This window comes from Kitasatospora sp. DSM 101779, from assembly GCF_025655475.1.
Lineage (GTDB): Bacteria > Actinomycetota > Actinomycetes > Streptomycetales > Streptomycetaceae > Kitasatospora.
Window position 1 is genome coordinate 7,226,357 of the sequence record NZ_JAHTIK010000001.1, and the last position, 18,455, is coordinate 7,244,811.

Sequence of the window (18,455 nt, forward strand, 5' to 3'; positions counted from 1 at the left end):
GTCCCGCCGCCCGCCGCGGCACTCCGCGCACTCGCCCGCGGCACCGAGTGGCGCGGCCGGCTCGCCCTGCGCCACCGCGACGGCCGCCCCGTCGCGGCCGAGGTGCGCGCCACCCCGCTGCACACCGCCGCCGGCACCGCCTGGACGGTCACCGCCGAACCCGCCGTCACCGCCGATCCGGCCGTCGCCGTCGCCGGCCACCGGGAGCTGCGCGAATGGGCGTTCAGCCAGCTGCCGATCGCCGTCGGCGTGTACGACCGGGAGACCCGCCTGGTCGGCGCCAACGACGAGGTGCTGCGGATGATGGGCGAGGGCGACGAACCCGTCGGCCTGCTCATGGCGGAGACCGCCGACCGCTGGTCCGGGCTGCCGCACGCCCGCCTCGCCGCCCTGATCAAACGGGTCCTCGCCGCCGGCGAGACCGTCCGCGCCGACCACCTCTTCCGCACACCCGGCGAGGCCGGCGCGCACGCCTGGACGACCGTCCTTTACCCGCTCAAGGGCCCCGACGGCGGCGTCCGCGGCGTCGCCGTCGGCGGACTCGACACCACCGACGAGTACCGGGCCCGCCGCCGGCTCGCCATGGTCAACGCCGCCGGCCTGCGGATCGGCACCACCCTCGACGTCACCCGCACCGCCCAGGAACTCGCCGACGTCGCCACCGAGGACTTCGCCGACTTCGCCAGCGTCGACCTCCTCGACAGCGTCTTCCTCGGCACCGAGGCAGCCACCCGCCCCACCGGCGGCCCCGCCGTCTTCCGCCGCGCCGCCGAACAGTCCGTCCTCATCGGCTGCCCCGAGTCAGCCGTCCCGCCCGGCCAGACCGACCACCTGCCCGCCGACTCCCCGATGGCCCGCGCCCTCGCCACCGGCCGCCCCTCCCGGCACCGCGTCGACGACCCCGACATCCGACGCTGGCTCACCGTCGACCCCGTCCGCGCCCAGCGCATCGCCGAGTCCGGCACCCACTCGCTGATCGTCGCCCCGCTGCTCGCCCGCGGCACCACCCTCGGCATCACGCTGTTCGCCCGGCACCGCACCGAGGAGGACTTCGACGCCGACGACGTCCTGCTCGCCGAGGAACTCACCGCCCGCGCCGCCCTCAGCATCGACAACGCCCGCCGCTACACCTTCGAACGGAACACCGCCCTCGCGCTGCAGCGCAGCATGATGCCGCACCGCGCCCCCCGCCAGGCCGCCGTCGAGATCGCCTCCCGCTACCTGCCCGCCGGCCCGCAGGCGGGTGTCGGCGGCGACTGGTTCGACGTCATCCCGCTCTCCGGCGCCCGGGTCGCCCTGGTCGTCGGCGACGTCGTCGGCCACGGCATCCAGGCCACCGCCACCATGGGCCGGCTGCGCACCGCCGTCCGCACCCTCGCCGACGTCGACGTGCCGCCCGACGAACTCCTCACCCACCTCGACGACCTCGTGCTGCGCCTCGACCGGGAGGCCGACCCGCGGACCGCCGACGAGGACGGCCGCGAGGCCGCCGACATCGGCGCCACCTGCCTGTACGCCGTCTACGACCCCGTCTCCCGCCGCTGCACCCTCGCCAGGGCCGGACACCCCGGGCCCGCCGTCGTCCGCCCCGACGGCCGCGTCGAGTTCCCCGAACTGCCCGCCGGCCCGCCGCTCGGCCTCGGCGGCCTGCCCTTCGAGTCCGCCGAACTCGACCTGCCCGAGGGCAGCGTGCTCGCCCTGTTCACCGACGGCCTGGTCGAGGGCGTCGACCACGACGTCGACCACGGCATCGAGCGCCTCGCCCGCGCCCTCGCCGCCGGCGGCATCTCCCTGGAGGAGACCTGCGACGAGATCCTCCGCCTGCTGCTGCCCGAGGCCCCCGAGGACGACATCGCCCTGCTGCTCGCCCGCACCCGCGCCCTCGACACCTCCCAGGTCGCCGCCTGGGACGTGCCGCCCGACCCGGCCGTCGTCTCGCACGCCCGCAAGCTCGCCGCCGAACAGCTCGCCGTCTGGGGCCTCGACGAGTACGCCTTCGTCACCGAACTGGTCGTCAGCGAGCTCGTCACCAACGCGATCCGCTACGGGCGGCCGCCGATCGAGCTGCGGCTGATCCACGACACCAGCCTGATCTGCGAGGTCTCCGACACCAGCAGCACCGCCCCCCACCTGCGCCGGGCCCGCACCTTCGACGAGGGCGGGCGCGGCCTGCTGCTGGTCGCGCAGCTCACCCAGGGCTGGGGCACCCGCCACACCCCCTTCGGCAAGACCATCTGGACGGAACAGACGCTGCCCGAGGTGTGACCGGCACCTCCCGGCGTGTGACCCGCACCGCGGCTCACACCGCCGACCGCGGCCGATATCGTCGGCGCATGAACGCCTCCGAGCCCGAGCAGACCACCGCCCCGGCCCCCGTGCCGCCCGCCGCCCCGACCGTGACCGCGATGCGCAGAGCGCTCCGCAGGGCCCGGGACGGCGTCGCGCTGGACACGGGCGAGGCCGAGGTGCTGCTGCAGGCCCGCGGCGGCGACCTGACCGACCTGTGCGCCTCTGCCGCCCGCGTCCGCGACGCCGGACTCGCCGAGGCCGGCCGCCCCGGGGTGATCACCTACTCGAAGAAGGTCTTCATCCCGCTCACCCGACTCTGCCGGGACCGCTGCCACTACTGCACCTTCGTCACCGTGCCGGGCAAGCTGCGCCGGGCCGGTGAGGGCATGTTCCTCTCGCCCGACGAGGTGCTGGACATCGCCCGCCGCGGCGCCGCCGCGGGCTGCAAGGAGGCCCTGTTCACCCTCGGCGACCGGCCCGAGGACCGCTGGCCGGAGGCCCGCGAGTGGCTGGACGCGCACGGCTACGACGACACCCTCGCCTACGTGCGGGCGATGTCCGTCCGCGTGCTGGAGGAGACCGGGCTGCTGCCCCATCTCAACCCCGGCGTGCTCTCCTGGACGGACTTCCAGCGGCTCAAGCCGGTCTCCCCGTCCATGGGCATGATGCTGGAGACCACCGCCGAACGGCTCTGGTCCGACCCGTCCGGACCGCACCACGGCTCCCCGGACAAGGAGCCGCGCGTCCGGCTGCGGGTGCTGGAGGACGCCGGCCGCTCGTCGGTGCCGTTCACCACCGGCATCCTGATCGGCATCGGCGAGTCGTACCGGGAACGGGCCGAGTCGCTGTTCGCGATCCGCCGGGTCTCCCGTGCCTACCGCGGCGTGCAGGAGGTCATCGTGCAGAACTTCCGCGCCAAGCCCGACACCGCGATGCGCGGCATGCCGGACGCCGAACTCGAGGAGCTCGCCGCCGCGGTCGCCGTCGCCCGCCTGGTGCTCGGCCCGTCCGTCCGCCTGCAGGCACCGCCGAACCTGGTGGACGGCGAGTTCGCCCTGCTGATCGGTGCCGGAATCGACGACTGGGGCGGTGTCTCCCCGCTGACGCCCGACCACGTCAACCCCGAACGGCCCTGGCCGCACATCGACGACCTCGCCGCCCGCACCGCCGCCGCCGGCTTCACGCTCCGCGAGCGGCTCACCGTCTACCCCGAGTACGTGCAGCGCGGCGAACCCTGGCTGGACCCGCGCATCCTGCCGCACGTCACCGCGCTCGCCGACCCGGCCACCGGCCTCGCCCGCGAGGACGCCCGGCCCGCCGGGCTGCCCTGGCAGGAACCCGAGGAGCCGCAGACCGGCTCCGGCCGCACCGAACTCCACCACGAGATCGACACCGTGGGCCGCACCGGCGACCGCCGCGCCGACTTCGACGAGGTGTACGGCGACTGGCAGGTGCTGCGCGAGCAGGTCGCCGCGAGCGGCGCGCCGGAGAGGCTGCCCGCCGACGTCCGGGATGCGCTCGCCGTCGCCGCGGACGACCCGACCCGGCTGACGGACGACCAGGCCCTCGCCCTGTTCGGCGCCGACGGCCCGGCCCTGGACGCGCTCTGCTCGATCGCCGACGCGGTGCGCCGCGACACCGTCGGCGACACCGTCACCTACTGCGTCACCCGGAACATCAACTTCACCAACGTCTGCTACACCGGCTGCCGGTTCTGCGCCTTCGCGCAGCGCCGCACCGACGCCGACGCCTACACCCTCTCGCTGGAGCAGGTCGCCGAACGGGCCGCCCAGGCCTGGGAGGTCGGCGCGACCGAGGTCTGCATGCAGGGCGGTATCCACCCCGACCTGCCCGGCACCGCCTACTTCGACATCGCCCGGGCCGTGAAGGCGCGGGTGCCCGGCATCGACGTGCACGCCTTCTCGCCGATGGAGGTCGTCAACGGCGCCACCCGCACCGGGCTGTCGATCCGCGACTGGCTGCAGCGGGCCAAGGAGGCCGGGCTCGACACCATCCCCGGCACGGCCGCCGAGATCCTCGACGACGAGGTCCGCTGGGTGCTCACCAAGGGCAAACTGCCCGCCTCCGCCTGGATCGACGTCGTCACCACCGCGCACGGGCTCGGCATCCGCTCCTCCTCCACCATGATGTACGGGCACGTCGACACCCCGCGGCACTGGCTCGGCCACCTCCGGCTGCTCGCCGAGCTCCAGCAGCGCACCGGCGGGTTCACCGAGTTCGTCACGCTGCCGTTCGTCCACACCAACGCGCCGGTCTACCTCGCCGGCGTCGCCCGGCCCGGCCCGACCGCCCGCGACAACCGGGCGGTCACCGCGATGGCCCGGCTGCTGCTGCACCCGCACATCCCCAACATCCAGACCTCCTGGGTGAAGCTGGGTGCCGACGGCGCCGCCGAGATGCTGCGCTCCGGCGCCAACGACCTCGGCGGCACGCTGATGGAGGAGACCATCTCCCGGATGGCCGGCTCCTCCTGGGGCAGCCACAAGTCGGTGCGCGACCTCGAGGCGATCGCCGAGGCCGCCGGCCGCCCGGCCCGGCAGCGCACCACCACCTACGGCGAGGTCCCCGCGGAGCGCCGGGCCGCCGCGCTCGCCTCGGACGGCCACCTGCCGGTCCTGCTGCCCGTCCTGGACTGAACCTCTTCCGGGCCGGACCCGTCCCGGACCGGACCGGACGACAGGGGGGTTTGCCCGGCGGCGGGCGGGTGAGACGGCGGGCAGGCACGGTGCCCCGCCCGGGCGGCCGTTCCCGTCCCCCGTCCGCCGCGCGGGCGGGCGCCCCGCCGGAGCACGGACCCGGCCGCCGAGACGTGCGTCTCCGGCGGCCGGGGGCGGCTCCGGGCGAAGCCGCCCCGCAACTGCCGTGTCCGAAATCCGCCAGCCGACCGCCGGGTGCGGGCTGCACAGTGGAGACCGGCGGTCCCGTGCCTCGGCGCGGTACCGTCCGTACCAGCGGAAAGGACAACGCCATGACCCTGTACACGACCGTCGACAGCCCGGTCGGCCCCCTGCTGCTGGCCGGCGAGGAGTCCGCGACCGCGCCCGGCGGCACCGCACTCGCCTCGGTCTCGCTGCCGGGGCAGAAGCGCGGCGCCGTCGTCCAGGACGGGTGGCGGCAGGACGACGCGGCGTTCCGCGTGGTGGCCGACCAGTTCCGGGCCTACTTCGCCGGGGAGGCGACCGCCTTCGCGGTGGAGTGCACCGCGCGCGGCACCGAGTTCCAGCGCCGGGTCTGGGCCGCCCTGGACGCCGTCCCGTACGGCACCACCACCACGTACACGGCCGTCGCCGCGGCCGCCGGGTCACCGGGCGCGGTGCGGGCGGTCGGCGCCGCGATCGGGGCGAACCCGCTCCTGATCGTGCGGCCCTGCCACCGCGTGGTGGGCGCCGACGGCTCGCTGACCGGCTACGCGGGCGGCCTGCCCGCCAAGGAGCACCTGCTCGCCCACGAGGGCGCCCGCCCGGCCCGCTGACCCGCGGGCCCGGCGGAGGACCCTTCCGGCGGATGCGGCGTCCTGACGGTCCGTCGGCGGGAGCGTCCGGCAGGATGGTCTCCGAATGATCGACAACAACCTCGACACCATCGACGACAGCGTGTGCCCGGCGTGCGGGGGCACGGTCGCCCCCGACGCGCGGTGCTGGGACTGCGGGGCCGTCCGTGCCGGGTTCCGCTCCCATGTGGAGATCACCCTGGCGGGCGGCGCCGCGGGCGTGAGCGACCGCGGACGGCACCGCGGGGTGAACGCGGACGCCATGGCCCTCGCCACGGCCGGGCCGTGGACCGTCGGAGTCGTCTGCGACGGCGTCTCCATGGCACCCCGGGGCGAGCGGGCCGCCCGGCTCGCGGCGGACGTCGGCGCAGCCGCCCTCGCCGCCCGGCTGACGGAGGGCGTCCTGCCGGAGACGGCCCTCGCCGAGTCCGCCGTCCGGGCGGGCCGGGCCGTGACCGCCCTGGCCGCCTCCTCCGACGCGGCACCCGCGTGCACCTACGCCGCCGGCATCGCCGGACCGGAGGGCATCTGGAGCGCCTGGGTTGGCGACAGCCGCGCCTACTGGCTCCCCGACGAGGGCCCGGGCATGGCCCTCACCGAGGACGACACCGGCGAACTCGACGTCCTCGCAGCCTGGTTGGGCGCCGACGCCGGCGAGCCCAGGCCCCGGACGCGCAGCTACCGGCCGGCCGTGCCCGGCCGCCTGCTGCTCTGCACGGACGGGCTCTGGCGCCACCTGCCCACCGCCGCGGCCCTGCGGGATGTCGCCGACCGCGGTACCCGGCAGCGAGCCGCGCCCCCCGACCGACCGCTGCTCATCGGCGCCCGGGCCATGGTGGACCATGCCCTGGCCGCCGGGGGGCAGGACAACATCACCGCCCTGATGCTCCCGGTCACCGCCGCGAGGCCCGGTCCTCCCGCCGGCACCGCCCCGGCATGAGCACCGGCCGCGCGGTCCCGGAATTCCGTTGCCGGGCGGCCCGCGCCGGTGGTCGAATCGCGCCGTGCTGATCCGTGCCACCACCGCCCGCATGCTGCTCCGCCGCTTCACCGGGGCCGACCTCGACGACCTCGCCGCGCTGCACGGCGACCCCGAGGTGATGCGGCGGATCGACGACGGGCGGCCGGTGCCGCGTCCGGTGGTCGAGAACGAGACGCTCCCGGCCCTGCTCCGCGGCTACGAGGAGCTCCCGCCCGGGGAGGGCTGCTTCGCCGCGGTGCAGAGGGACACGGGGGAGTTCCTCGGCTGGTTCGCGCTGGCCCCGGCCGGCAGCACGGGCCTGAACGGCGGGACGGAGCTCGGCTATCGGCTGCGCCCCGTCGTGTGGGGACGCGGCCTCGCCACCGAGGGCGCCCGGGAGCTCGTCCGGCTGGCCTTCACCGAACTCGGCGCCGACCGGGTGGTGGCCACCACGATGACCGTCAACACCGCGTCCCGCCGGGTGCTGGAGAAGGCGGGGCTGCGCCACGTCCGGACCTTCTTCGAGGAGTGGCCGGAGTACATCGAGGGCGCCGAGCACGGGGACGTGGAGTACGCCCTCACCCGGGAGCAGTGGCTCCGGACGGCTCCCTGACCTGCGGGAACGGTTGCCGAGTGAGTCCGCGGCGACACTGTCCGTGCACGGTGTGACCCACGCCATCCCCGGGGTGTCGCGACGAGGGTCCGGCGTATGCGCGGTGTCCGCGGCCCCTCACCCGCTGCCGACGATGTGGTCCGCTTCACGGACGGTTTGCGGTGGTGCGGGTCACATCGGCGGGTGGGTGGTGGGGGTGGGGCCCGTGAAATGGGGGTCGGGTTCGGTGGGATACCGGTGGTAACCGGGGCCTGACCTGCTGGTTCGGTGCCGAACCTTGTGTCGGGTGCGGGTGGTCCGTAACTTCGAATCCAGCGCGGCACACCGCCGGGGCCCCAGGGCCCGGAGGGTTCGGATGCCCGCTCACCCCATGAACCGCAGGCCGATCGGGTCTGCTGACCCGTGCCCGGGTGTCGTCCCGGGACGCTTGAAGGGAACCGCATGCTTTTCCGTAACGAGACCACCGCTGCCACCGCCACCGCCACCAAGCGCGGCAGGCGCGTGCGGATGGCCGTCATGGGCGGCGCGCTGGCCGTCCTGCCGGTGGCCGGCCTCGTGACGGCGACGTCGGCCTCGGCCGCCCCGGCCTCGACCTGGGACAAGGTCGCCCAGTGCGAGTCCTCGGGCAACTGGGCCATCAACTCGGGCAACGGCTTCTACGGCGGTCTGCAGTTCACCTCCGGTACCTGGGCGGCGTTCGGCGGCCACGCCTACGCGGCCAACGCCCACCAGGCCAGCAAGGCGCAGCAGATCGCCGTCGCGGAGAAGGTCCTCGCCGCGCAGGGTCCGGGCGCCTGGCCCGTCTGCTCCGTCAAGGCCGGCCTGTCCAAGTAAGGCCCGCCGCCTGATTCAAGGCCCCGCGGCCCGGACCGGCGATCCCGGACCTGGCACCCCGCACCCCCGCACGGCCCGCTCCCCGCACCCGGGAAGCGGGCCGTCGCCGCACCCGGACGCGTCCATGGGGTCGTCAGCCGTGGCGGGCGGCGAGGACGGGGCCCAGCCGGGTCCGGGAGCAGCACCTCCCGCCCCTGCGGGTGTCGCGGCGAGGGCGACGGCACCCGGAGGGGTGCGCCGCGCCGCCCGGATGCCGGGCGGCGCGACGGGTACAAGGGAGTGATGCGCGATCTGTGGACCCGGACCGGGAGCGCCGCCCGCCGGTGGATCAAGGACCCGACCGTCGCCCTGTACCTGCGGGCGACGGTAGCCGCCATGCTCTCCTACGCCGTCGCGGTACAGCTCAGCGCCGAGCCTGCCCCGCTCACCGCGCCGCTGACGGCGTTGCTGGTCGTCCAGGTCACCGTGTACTCCACCCTCAAGGCGAGCATCCGCCGGGTCAACTCGGTGATCGTCGGCGTGGTCATCGCGATCGGCTTCAGCGCCGTCGTCGGCCTGTCGTGGTGGAGCCTGGGGATGATCATCCTGGCCTCGCTGGTGGTCGGGCACTTCGTCCGGGTCGACGAGTTCGTCAACGAGGTCGCGATCAGCGCGATGCTGGTGCTCGGCGTCACCCGGCTCGCCTCACAGGCCTGGGACCGCGTCCTGGAGACCCTGATCGGCGCCGGCGTCGGGCTCGCCTTCAACTTCGTCTTCGCCCCGCCCGTCTGGGTCGACACCGCCGGCGAGTCGATCGAGGACCTCGCCCGCCGCGCCCGCCAGCTGCTGCTGGAGATCGCCGAGGAGCTCGGCCGGCCGTCACCGGTCGAGCAGGCCGCGGCCCGGCTGCACGAGGCCCGCCGGCTGGACCAGGCGATCGCCGACGTCGACGCCGCGCTGCGCCAGGCCGAGGACAGCCTGCGGCTCAACCCGCGGGTCAGCGAGGGCCTGCTCTCCCGCATCGTGCTGCGCACCGGCCTGGACACGCTGGAGATCTGCGTGGTCGTCATCCGGGTGCTCACCCGCTCGCTCACCGACCTGGCCAAGCGCCGCAACGGCGACGAGCGGCTCTTCCCCTCGGACGTCACCGTCCCGCTCGGCGAGCTGCTGGAGCACGTCGGCGGCGCCCTGGTGAGCTTCGCGGTGCTGGTCACCACCCAGGTCAGCCGCAGCGCCGAGGAGGCCGAGGAACGGCTCGCCGCCGAGCTCTCGGCCGCCTGGGCCGTCCGCGAGAACGTCGCCCACCAGTTGCTGCGGCACGTCCAGGAGGACCCGGAGGCCTGGCAGCTGTACGGGTCGGTGCTCGCCGAGATCGACCGGATGCTCGACGAACTCGCGCTGGAGCACCGTTCCCGCCGGCTGATGGAGGAGCTCGACCGGGCGTCGATGGCCAACGCCGAGCGGATGGACCGGCTCGGCCGGTTCGCGGGGCTGCGTCGCCTCGCCCGCGGCGAGCGCCGTCCGACCGCCGGCCGGAAGGCCTGAACAGCGCCCCGCGAGGTCGCGCCGAGCGCCTTGAGGAGTTCTTAGGGTTCCGTTGAACCTCCGCTCAGCCACGCCTTCTTGACAGGTATAGACCAGTTTGGTTGAGTCCTCGTCAACCCCGCAACGGCGGCCCGGCACCCCTCTTCCGACGGTGTCCGCAGGCCCGCGTGCGGTCCCCTCCGTCCTCGATCCCGTGCGGCCCCCACCGCACCAAGGGGTGATCACGTGTCAGTGAAGCACCGTCTTCCGGCCAAGCGCCGGTTCCTCGCGGCCGCCGCCGCCGGCGCCGCCGCGATAGGCCTCGCGGTCGCGATACCCACCTCCGCCTCGGCCGGCACCTGTGCCTCCGCGTGGAGTTCCTCCGCCGTCTACACCGGGGGCATGTCCGCCTCCTACAGCGGCCACAACTGGACCGCCAAGTGGTGGACCCAGAACGAGACCCCCGGCGGCGCCTCCGGCGTCTGGGCCGACCAGGGCGTCTGCGGCGGCGGTGGCGGCTCCACCCCGACCCCGACCGGCGGCAGCTGCGACTACCCGGCCTGGGTGGCCGGGCGCACCTACACCACGGGGACGGTCGTCAAGTACTCCAACGGCAACCTGTACCGCGCCACTCACGACAACCCGGGCTACGACCCGACGATCTCCACCTGGTACTGGGAGCCGTACACCTGCTCGGGCGGCGGCAGCACGCCCACCCCGACCCAGACCTCGAACCCGGGCGGATTCCCGGTCAGCGAGGCGCAGTTCAACCAGATGTTCCCGAACCGGAACTCCTTCTACACCTACGCCGGCCTCAAGGCCGCGCTGAGCGCCTACCCGGCGTTCGCCAACACCGGCAGCGACACGGTGAAGAAGCAGGAGGCCGCCGCCTTCCTCGCCAACGTCAGCCACGAGACCGGCGGCCTGGTGTACGTGGTCGAGCAGAACACCGCCAACTACCCGCACTACTGCGACACCTCGCAGTCGTACGGCTGCCCGGCCGGCCAGGCCGCGTACTACGGCCGCGGTCCGATCCAGCTCAGCTGGAACTTCAACTACAAGGCGGCCGGCGACGCCCTCGGCATCGACCTGCTGCACAACCCCAACCTGGTGCAGACCGACTCCTCCGTCGCCTGGAAGACCGGCCTCTGGTACTGGAACACCCAGTCCGGCCCCGGCACCATGACGCCGCACAACGCGATGGTCAACGGCGCGGGCTTCGGCGAGACCATCCGCAGCATCAACGGCAGCCTGGAGTGCAACGGCGGCAACCCGGCCCAGGTGCAGAGCCGGATCAACGCCTACCAGAGCTTCACCCAGATCCTCGGCACCGTCCCGGGCAACAACCTGAGCTGCTGATCCACCTGGAGCAGGACGGGCGGGGGCCGTACGGCACCCGCCCGTGTCCGTGTCGGCGCACCGGGCGGGCGGGAGCCCGCTCAGGCGCGGGCGCGGCGGACGTCGATGTTGCCCCAGCGGGTCCGGGCACGGACCTCGACGGTGTCCTCGGCCTCCTCCGGGGGCGCCGAGTCGGTGAGGGTGTTCCGCACCTGCCCGCGCTCGGAGCTGACGTCCAGCCAGGCGGCGGTGCCCTTGCGGATGCCGACCTCGATGGCGCCGTACGCGGTCTCCAGCTGGACGGTACCGCTCGCGACGTCGGCGACGCGCAGGGTGCCGTGGGCGGTTGTGGCGGTGACCGAGCTCTCGGCCCGGGCGATGTCGATGTCGCCGTTGGCGCCGCTCACCCGCAGGTCGCCGACGGCGGTGCCGACGGTGGTGGTGCCGTGCGAGTTCTTCAGCGTGGCGGGCCCGTCGACGGTGCCGACGCGCACACTGCCGGAGCTGGTGGTGATCTCGGCGGCGCCCTCGACCCGGTCGACGGTGATCGAGCCGTGCGAGGCGGTCAGCTTGAGCGGCCCGGTGGTGTCGAGGCGGACGTCGCCGGACGAGGTCTTCACCCGGACCTCGCCGAGCCGGCCCTCGCCGAGCACCTGGGTCCAGGAGCCGGTCACCTCCACGTGTGAGCCGGTGGGCAGTTCGACCGTCACGTCGACGGCGCCGGTGGGCCCGACCAGCATCCGCTGCTTCGTCCGGACGGTGAGGATGCCGCCCGCGAAGGTCACCTCGGCCTGCTCGGCGGCCCGCACGTCCCGGTCCTTCTTCGGGTCGCGGGGCAGCACCTCGACGACCGTCTCGGGGCGGTCGCCCGCGGTGAGCCGGACGGAACCGGCGGCCACCTGGACGTGGGCGGAAATCGGTTCGGGAGTCTCGTAAGAAGGCATGGCTGTACCGTCCTCCTGGGTCCTGGGGCCGTCCCGTGCGGGACGTGGCGTGGGTGAGTGAAGCGATTGGCCGTGGGGTGCCGGGAGCTGTCTTCGAAGGCGCTCGGACGATCACTTCGGGGGCGCGGGGAACGGCGCAATCCGGGAGCGGGTGTCATGACGGTCGGGCCACGTCATGGTTCGTACGGTGGCCCGCATGCGTGGTGCGTGGTTCCCCGCGCCCCACGGGGCACCCATACGCCTCCGGAGGCACCTGTCAGCGCACCCAGCCGGTGAAGCTCTGTCCGACGGTGCGGGGCTTCTCCGTGGTGCGTGGTGCGGCGCCGTCGTCGAGGGCGGCGGAGACGGCCCGGACCAGCCAGGCGTTGACCGACAGGCCCTGGCGGCCCGCGGCCTGTTCGGCGCGTGTCTTGAGGTGGGCCGGCAGGCGCAGGTTGACGCGGGCGGTGCCGCCCTCGTCGCCGTCGGCGGGGGATTGCGCCGCCGGCGGTTCGACGGACGGGGCGGCCGGCTCCGCGGGGCCGCCGGTGGTGGGCGGGAGCGTCACCACGAAGTCCGGGTCCAGTCCGCGCAGCCGTACGTCGACCGAGCCGGGGGCGAGCTCGCGGGTGATCTCGTCCATCGCGGCGGAGAGCACGTTGAGCATCGTCAGGCGGGTCGCCGACTCCAGGGGTGCGGTGAGCCGCTCGGCCAGCGCGCGGGCTTCGTCGCCGCCGGCCTCGGCGGCCACGGCGAGTTCGCGCCGCAGGGTGTCGACATACGGAGTGAGGTCCATGACGTCATAGTGGCATCATAGTGGCGCCATCTGCAAGTCCCGGTGGCTCCGGGGGCGGGAAGTCGCCGCGGTGACCTGCGGATGCGTCGATCTGTCGGCCTGGTCTGCGGCGGTGTCCGGTCGTCGTCGCACCCCTTCGGCAGCGCCAAAGTGGCGCTGATTGGTGCTATGTGGCGCCATTCGGCATCACCCGCGAAGCGGCGGCCCGGATGTGGTGAGCTGGAGAGCGGCGCCCGGCGCGGGCCGGGCGACCGATGCCCCGCCGGGAGGCCCGCGTGAAGCCGCGTACCGTCACCGTCCTCGCCCTGCTGCCCGTGCTCGGTGCGGCCCTCAGCGGCTGCGGTTCGTCCGCCCCGGCGGCCACCGGCCCCGGGGCCGGGACGTCCGGCACGGCGGCCGCCACCACGGTCGCCGAGGGGCTGAACACGCCCTGGGGCGTCGCGCGGCTTCCCGGCGGCGCCCTGATGGTCGGCTCCCGGGACACCGGACGGATCCTGCGGATCGACCCGAAGACCGGCGCGCGCACCGACGTCGGGACCGTCCCCGGCGTGGACGCCTTCGTCGAGGGCGGACTGCTCGGCCTGGCCGTCGGCCCGAACGGCCGGCTGTACGCCTACTACACCGCCACCGACGACAACCGGATCGTCAGCTTCGCCTACGACCCCTCGCGGCCGACCGGCGCCCAACTGACCGACCCCCGGGCCGTGCTCACCGGCATCCCCAAGGGCGACAACCACGACGGCGGCCGGCTCGCCTTCGGCCCGGACGGCCTGCTCTACGTCGGCACCGGCGAGACCGGGCGCTCCGGACTCGCCCAGGACCGTGACTCGCTCGGTGGCAAGATCCTGAGGATCACCCCCGACGGCGCACCCGCCCCCGGCAACCCCTTCCCCGGCTCCCCGGTCTACTCGCTGGGCCACCGCAATGTGCAGGGCCTCGCCTGGGACTCGCAGGGACGGCTGTGGGCCTCCGAGTTCGGCCAGAACACCTGGGACGAGCTGAACCTGATCGAGCCCGGCGCCAACTACGGCTGGCCGGTCGTCGAGGGGAAGGCCGGCCGCTCCGGGTACACCGACCCGGTCGTCCAGTGGCGCCCGGTCGACGCCTCGCCGAGCGGCATCGCCTATGCCGACGGCGCGATCTGGATGGCCGGGCTGCGCGGCCAGCGCCTGTGGCGGATCCCGCTGAACGGCGACGGCACCGCCGGCACCCCCACCGCCGTCCTCGACCACACCGCCGGCCGGCTGCGGACGGTGGTCGCCGAGCCGGACGGCACCCTGCTCGTCACCACCAGCAACACCGACGGGCGCGGCGACCCGCGTCCGGGCGACGACCGGATCCTGCGCTTCCGCCCGAGCTGACCGCCGGTCTCCCCGGAGCCTGCCGTGCTCCTGCGCCGACCGCTCCGGCGCAGGACCATCGAGTGGGGCCACTGCGGGGAGGTGCCGTATGGAGGAACCGGTCACCCGGGTCGCGCGCCTGCCGGGCGGGCCGGCCCTCCCGTACGCCGAGCAGGGCGATCCCGCCGGGACGCCGGTCGTCCTGCTGCACGCCGTCGGCGACTCCTGGCGCGCGTTCGAACCGCTGATGGCCGGGCTGCCCGCGGAGCTGCACGTCCTCGCGCCGAGCCAGCGCGGGCACGGCGGGGCCGACTGCCCGCCGCAGGGCTACCGTCCGGCGGACTTCGCGGCCGACCTTGCCGCCTTCCTGGACCTGCTCGGCATCGAACGGCCGGTGCTCGTCGGCGCGTCCAGTGCGGGTTTCACCGTCCGCCGGTACGCCGCCGACCACCCCGGGCGGGTCCGCGGCCTGGTCCTCCTCGGCTCGCCCGCGCTGCTGTCCGACAAGCCGGAGGCGGGAGCGCTCCGGGAGGCCGTCGCCCGGATGGCCGATCCGCTGGACCCGGCGGTGGTCCGCGGGACGGTGGAGTCGCTCGTCGCCCGGCCGCTGCCACCGGACTTCGTCGACCTGATGGTGCAGGAGGGCCTGCGCGTCCCGGCCCGGGTGTGGCGCGACACCGTCGAAGCGCTGTTCGACGAGACCGGCCCCGAGGGCCCGGACCGGATCACCGCACCGGCCCTGCTGATCTGGGGCGACCGGGACGGGATCCTGCCGCGGGCGGACCAGGAGCGGCTGGCGGCCGCCCTGCCGCGGTCCGCCCTGCTCGTCCACGAGGGCTCGGGCCACATCGTCCAGTGGGACGACCCCGGGCGCACCGCCGCGGACCTCGCCGCCTTCGTCGCGGCCTGCTGCGGCGGAGGCGGTCAGAGCGCGGCGTAGCGGAACCAGTCGAAGTCGGCAGTGGTGGCGGTCGGGTGCGGCGCGGTGGCGTACAGGCCGAGGTGGCAGCCGGTGAAACCGCCCGCGTGCCGGCTGCTGAGGATGCGGCCGTCCACCGTGCCGAGGTCGGCGGCCGGGCCGTCCGCGGGGCCGCAGCGGAAGGTGTACCGCTGGCCGTGGGCGGCCACGCCGAGGACCAGCGGACCCGCGGCGAGCGGCAGTTCGGCCCGCACGGTGTCCCGGCCGCCGTCCCGCACGGTCAGCCGGGCGACCCGGCCGCCGGTGCCGTCGTCGTCCACCAGCAGCCGGACGTGGTGGTCCGGGTCGTAGTACGCCACCAGGCCCGCCTGCTCGCCGGACGCCGCGGGTGCGAAGTCGAGCGCAGCCTCGGCGGTGAAGTCGGCGTGCTGCTGGCGGCGGCCGACGAAGCTCGGCGTCGCCCGCTCGGCGAGGGTCTGCGGCAGCAGCCGCAGCCGCAGGTGGCCGGGGCGTTCACGGAGGCTGTGGAAGGTGCTGCGCGGGGTCCTCAGCAGGCTCCACTGCAGCCCCAGTCGGGGCGCGTCGAAGTGGTCGACCGGGGCGGGCTCCGGCCACGGGTGGGGCGGCAGCGCGATCCGGGTGGACTCCTCCAGCCGGCCGCTGCCCGGGTTGACCACCGGCCAGCCGTCCTCCCAGACCACCCGGGCGACGAAGGTCTCCCGTCCGAGGTTGGCGTGCCCGCCGCCGCCGTACGGCCGGGAGGCGAGCAGCAGCGCGTACCAGTCGCCGGCCGGGGTGCGGACCAGGTCGGCGTGGCCGGCGCCGGTGACCGGGTGGCCGAGCCCCAGGTGGCGGTGGGTCAGCACCGGGTTGCGGGGGTTGTTCCGGTACGGCCCGGTGAGCCGGCGGCTGCGGGCGACGGTGACGGCGTGGTCGTGCTCGGTGCCGCCCTCGGCGACCACCAGCACGTAGTGGCCCTGGTGCCGGTACAGGTGCGGGCCCTCGGCCCAGCGGGCGTCGACCAGGGCGCCGCGGAAGAGCACGTGCTCCTCGCCGGTGAGGACAGCGCGGTCGAGGTCGATGCCGCGCAGCCAGATCTCCGTCCGGCCGCCGTCGTCGGTGCGGCGGGTGCCGAGCAGGTGGGCGGAGCCGTCGTCGTCGAAGAAGAGCGACGGGTCGAAGCCGGGCGCCTCGGGCAGCCAGACCGGGTCCGACCAGCGGCCGGCCGGGTCGTCGGCGGTGAGCAGGAAGGTGCCGTCCTGCCGCCGGCCGTCGACCAGGGTGCACACCAGGTGGAAGCGGCCGCGGGCGTGGTGCAGCGAGGCGGCGTAGAGGCCGCCGGAGGGGCGGATGCCGTCCAGGGCCAGCTGCTCCGGACGGTCCACGGCGTGCCCGATCGGCCGCCAGTGCGCCAAGTCCCGGCTGTGGAACAGCGGGAGGCCCGGGAAGTACTCGAAGGAGGAGGTGACCAGGTAGTAGTCCTCGCCGACCCGGCAGACCGACGGGTCGGGGTGGAAGCCGGGCAGGACGGGATTGCGGGCGTCCTGGTACTGCGGCGCGGCCGCCTCCCGAGCTACGGGCATGGGTGCCTCCGAAGGCTCGGGAGGTTCGAAAAGTTTCGGAAAAGTCTCCGATTGGATCGCCCAGACCGTACGGCGCCGGCTCTGCCGGAGTCAAGGCCAGCCGGACCTCGACCACCGCTCCCGCCGGAGGAGCCGCCGGGGCCGGCCGAGCGTACGTTGGAGGTGCGGCACCCGATCGGCCCGGCCGCTCCGTCAGCAGGAGGTGCCCGATGGCGAAGCCCGAGACTCTCGGCGGGGAGCTCGACCAGGCGAAGGCCGAGGCCTTCGCGGGACGCATGGTCGACGTCCTGAACGGCGCCGCGCTCGCCCTGATGACCAGCGTCGGCCACCAGGCCGGTCTGTTCGACGCCATGGCCGACGACTCGCCGGCCGCCACCAGCGCCGACCTCGCCACCCGCACCGGGCTCGACGAGCGCTACGTCCGCGAGTGGCTCGGCGGCATGGTGGTCGGTGGCATCGTCGAGTACGACCCGGCCGAGGGCGCCTACCGGCTGCCGCCCGAGCACGCCGCCTCGCTGACCGCGGCCGCCGGACCCGACAACCTGGCCGGCATCATGCAGTACGTCGGACTGATGGGCGAGGTCGAACAGCAGGTCGTCGGCGCCTTCCGGAACGGCGGCGGCGTCCCGTACTCCGCCTACCCCCGCTTCCAGGCACTGCAGGCCGAGGAGAGCGCCCGGGTCTACGACCTGGCCCTGGTCGACACCATCGTGCCGCTCGTGCCCGGTCTGACGGACCGGCTGCGCACCGGCATCGACGTCCTCGACGTCGGCACCGGCCAGGGCCACGCGCCCGTGGTGCTGGCCGCGGCCTTCCCGGAGAGCCGCTTCCACGGGCTCGACCAGTCGAAGGAGGGCATCGCCGTCGGCCGCGCCGAGGCCGAACGCCGCGGACTGTCCAACGTGACCCTCGCCGTCGGCGACTCCACCGGGATCGCCGGCACGTACGACCTGATCACCGCCTTCGACGTCATCCACGACCTCGCCGAACCGGCCGCCACCCTCGCCGCGATCGCCGCCGCGCTGCGCCCCGGCGGCACCTTCCTGATGGGTGACATCGCCGCCTCCAGCCGGCTGGAGGAGAACGTCGGGCACCCCTTTGGCCCGGCCCTCTACTGCTTCTCGGTCTTCTACTGCATGACCACCTCGCTCAGCACCGGCGGTGCCGGACTGGGCACCGTGTGGGGCGAGCAGACGGCCCGCCGGATGCTCGCCGAGGCCGGCTTCGGCAAGGTCGAGCCGCGGTCGATCGAGGGCGACCCGCTCAACGTCTACTACGTGGCCCGCAAGGACTGACGACCCGTCCGAACCGACCGGGCTCCGACCGTGTGGCGGCGCGCCGGGCGGGCACACGCGTCCCGGGACCGGCCGCCGATGCGGCCGACCCGCCGACGCGCCGTCAGCCGCCCGGAGGAGGGCCACCGATGAACCCGACCGTGCCGCACCACCTGTCCGTCGCCGAACTCGCCGCCGAGGCGGCCGAACTGCTCCGCGTCGCCGCCGACGCGTCCCACCGCGGCGGCGGCCCCGGCCTGCTGCACACCACCGAGGCCGCCGAGGCCGTCGGAGCGCTGGCCGGCCTCACCGCCCGCCTGCCCGAGCTCCTCGACCGGCTCGAAGCCTTCCTCAGCAGCGAACAGGCCGCCGGCCGGATCGCCCCCGACCCGGCGGGCGCCGACGCCTACGACGCCATCCGCACCGCCCGGGACGCCCGCGAGCAGCTCTACGAGGCCGGCCGCACCGCCGCCCTGCTCGCCGACTGCATGGCCGCCGCCGCCGGCACCCTCGCCCCGCTCGGCGCCCCCCGCACCGCCGGCGGCCCCACCGTCCCGCACGCCTGACCCGT

General features: G+C 74.8%; 14 protein-coding genes and 1 pseudogene. 12 read left to right on the forward strand and 3 right to left on the reverse strand.

Annotation, left to right across the window (positions count from 1 at the left end):
• The 8 genes and pseudogenes from KSNIM_RS32805 to KSNIM_RS32840 form a co-directional block, all read left to right on the forward strand.
• A partial coding sequence (locus KSNIM_RS32805; RefSeq protein WP_263106780.1) for a SpoIIE family protein phosphatase occupies positions 1-2,265 on the forward strand: 2,265 nt, incomplete at its 5' end.
• 68 nt (positions 2,266-2,333) lie between these two features.
• On the forward strand, positions 2,334-4,946 hold the full coding sequence (locus KSNIM_RS32810) for a bifunctional FO biosynthesis protein CofGH (protein WP_263106781.1): 2,613 nt from the start codon (positions 2,334-2,336) through the stop codon (positions 4,944-4,946).
• A gap of 332 nt (positions 4,947-5,278) precedes the next feature.
• Positions 5,279-5,782 carry a methylated-DNA--[protein]-cysteine S-methyltransferase gene (locus KSNIM_RS32815; protein ID WP_263106782.1) on the forward strand — a complete coding sequence of 168 codons (504 nt, stop codon included), beginning with the start codon at positions 5,279-5,281 and terminating at the stop codon, positions 5,780-5,782.
• Positions 5,783-5,867: 85 nt separating this feature from the next.
• Entirely contained in the window at positions 5,868-6,740 is an 873-nt protein-coding gene (locus KSNIM_RS32820; RefSeq protein WP_263106783.1) for a PP2C family protein-serine/threonine phosphatase, read from the forward strand.
• A 64-nt stretch (positions 6,741-6,804) separates the two neighbouring features.
• Positions 6,805-7,374 (forward strand): GNAT family N-acetyltransferase, encoded by a 570-nt coding sequence (locus KSNIM_RS32825; protein ID WP_263106784.1) that lies wholly within the window; start codon positions 6,805-6,807, stop codon positions 7,372-7,374.
• A gap of 441 nt (positions 7,375-7,815) precedes the next feature.
• Positions 7,816-8,202: pseudogene (locus tag KSNIM_RS32830) on the forward strand (transglycosylase family protein); the annotation flags it as partial.
• 288 nt (positions 8,203-8,490) lie between these two features.
• On the forward strand, positions 8,491-9,732 hold the full coding sequence (locus tag KSNIM_RS32835) for an FUSC family protein (RefSeq protein WP_263106785.1): 1,242 nt from the start codon (positions 8,491-8,493) through the stop codon (positions 9,730-9,732).
• A gap of 225 nt (positions 9,733-9,957) precedes the next feature.
• A complete protein-coding gene (locus tag KSNIM_RS32840) occupies positions 9,958-11,070 on the forward strand; it encodes a glycoside hydrolase family 19 protein (RefSeq protein WP_411543812.1) in 1,113 nt (370 codons plus the stop codon).
• 80 nt (positions 11,071-11,150) lie between these two features.
• Here KSNIM_RS32840 and KSNIM_RS32845 read toward each other — a convergent pair whose 3' ends face one another.
• Positions 11,151-11,993 carry a DUF4097 family beta strand repeat-containing protein gene (locus KSNIM_RS32845; RefSeq protein ID WP_263106786.1) on the reverse strand — a complete coding sequence of 281 codons (843 nt, stop codon included), beginning with the start codon at positions 11,991-11,993 and terminating at the stop codon, positions 11,151-11,153.
• Between the two features lie 256 nt (positions 11,994-12,249).
• Positions 12,250-12,768 (reverse strand): hypothetical protein, encoded by a 519-nt coding sequence (locus tag KSNIM_RS32850; protein ID WP_263106787.1) that lies wholly within the window; start codon positions 12,766-12,768, stop codon positions 12,250-12,252.
• A gap of 254 nt (positions 12,769-13,022) precedes the next feature.
• Between KSNIM_RS32850 and KSNIM_RS32855 the strand changes: the two genes are divergently transcribed.
• Together KSNIM_RS32855 and KSNIM_RS32860 are read left to right on the forward strand one after the other, a co-directional pair.
• Entirely contained in the window at positions 13,023-14,129 is a 1,107-nt protein-coding gene (locus KSNIM_RS32855; protein WP_411543813.1) for a PQQ-dependent sugar dehydrogenase, read from the forward strand.
• Between the two features lie 88 nt (positions 14,130-14,217).
• On the forward strand, positions 14,218-15,048 hold the full coding sequence (locus KSNIM_RS32860) for an alpha/beta fold hydrolase (RefSeq protein ID WP_263106789.1): 831 nt from the start codon (positions 14,218-14,220) through the stop codon (positions 15,046-15,048).
• On the opposite strand, the gene KSNIM_RS32865 is transcribed toward KSNIM_RS32860, so the two are convergent.
• Positions 15,033-16,610: a glycoside hydrolase family 43 protein gene (locus tag KSNIM_RS32865; RefSeq protein WP_263106790.1), complete on the reverse strand. Its 1,578-nt coding sequence runs from the start codon at positions 16,608-16,610 to the stop codon at positions 15,033-15,035. The two genes, KSNIM_RS32860 and KSNIM_RS32865, sit on opposite strands and share 16 nt — an antisense overlap.
• A gap of 209 nt (positions 16,611-16,819) precedes the next feature.
• Between KSNIM_RS32865 and KSNIM_RS32870 the strand changes: the two genes are divergently transcribed.
• Positions 16,820-17,905: a methyltransferase domain-containing protein gene (locus tag KSNIM_RS32870; RefSeq protein ID WP_263106791.1), complete on the forward strand. Its 1,086-nt coding sequence runs from the start codon at positions 16,820-16,822 to the stop codon at positions 17,903-17,905.
• Positions 17,906-18,033: 128 nt separating this feature from the next.
• Positions 18,034-18,450, forward strand: a complete 417-nt coding sequence (locus tag KSNIM_RS32875) for a hypothetical protein (protein ID WP_263106792.1) — start codon at positions 18,034-18,036, stop codon at positions 18,448-18,450.
• Positions 18,451-18,455 lie beyond the last annotated feature (5 nt).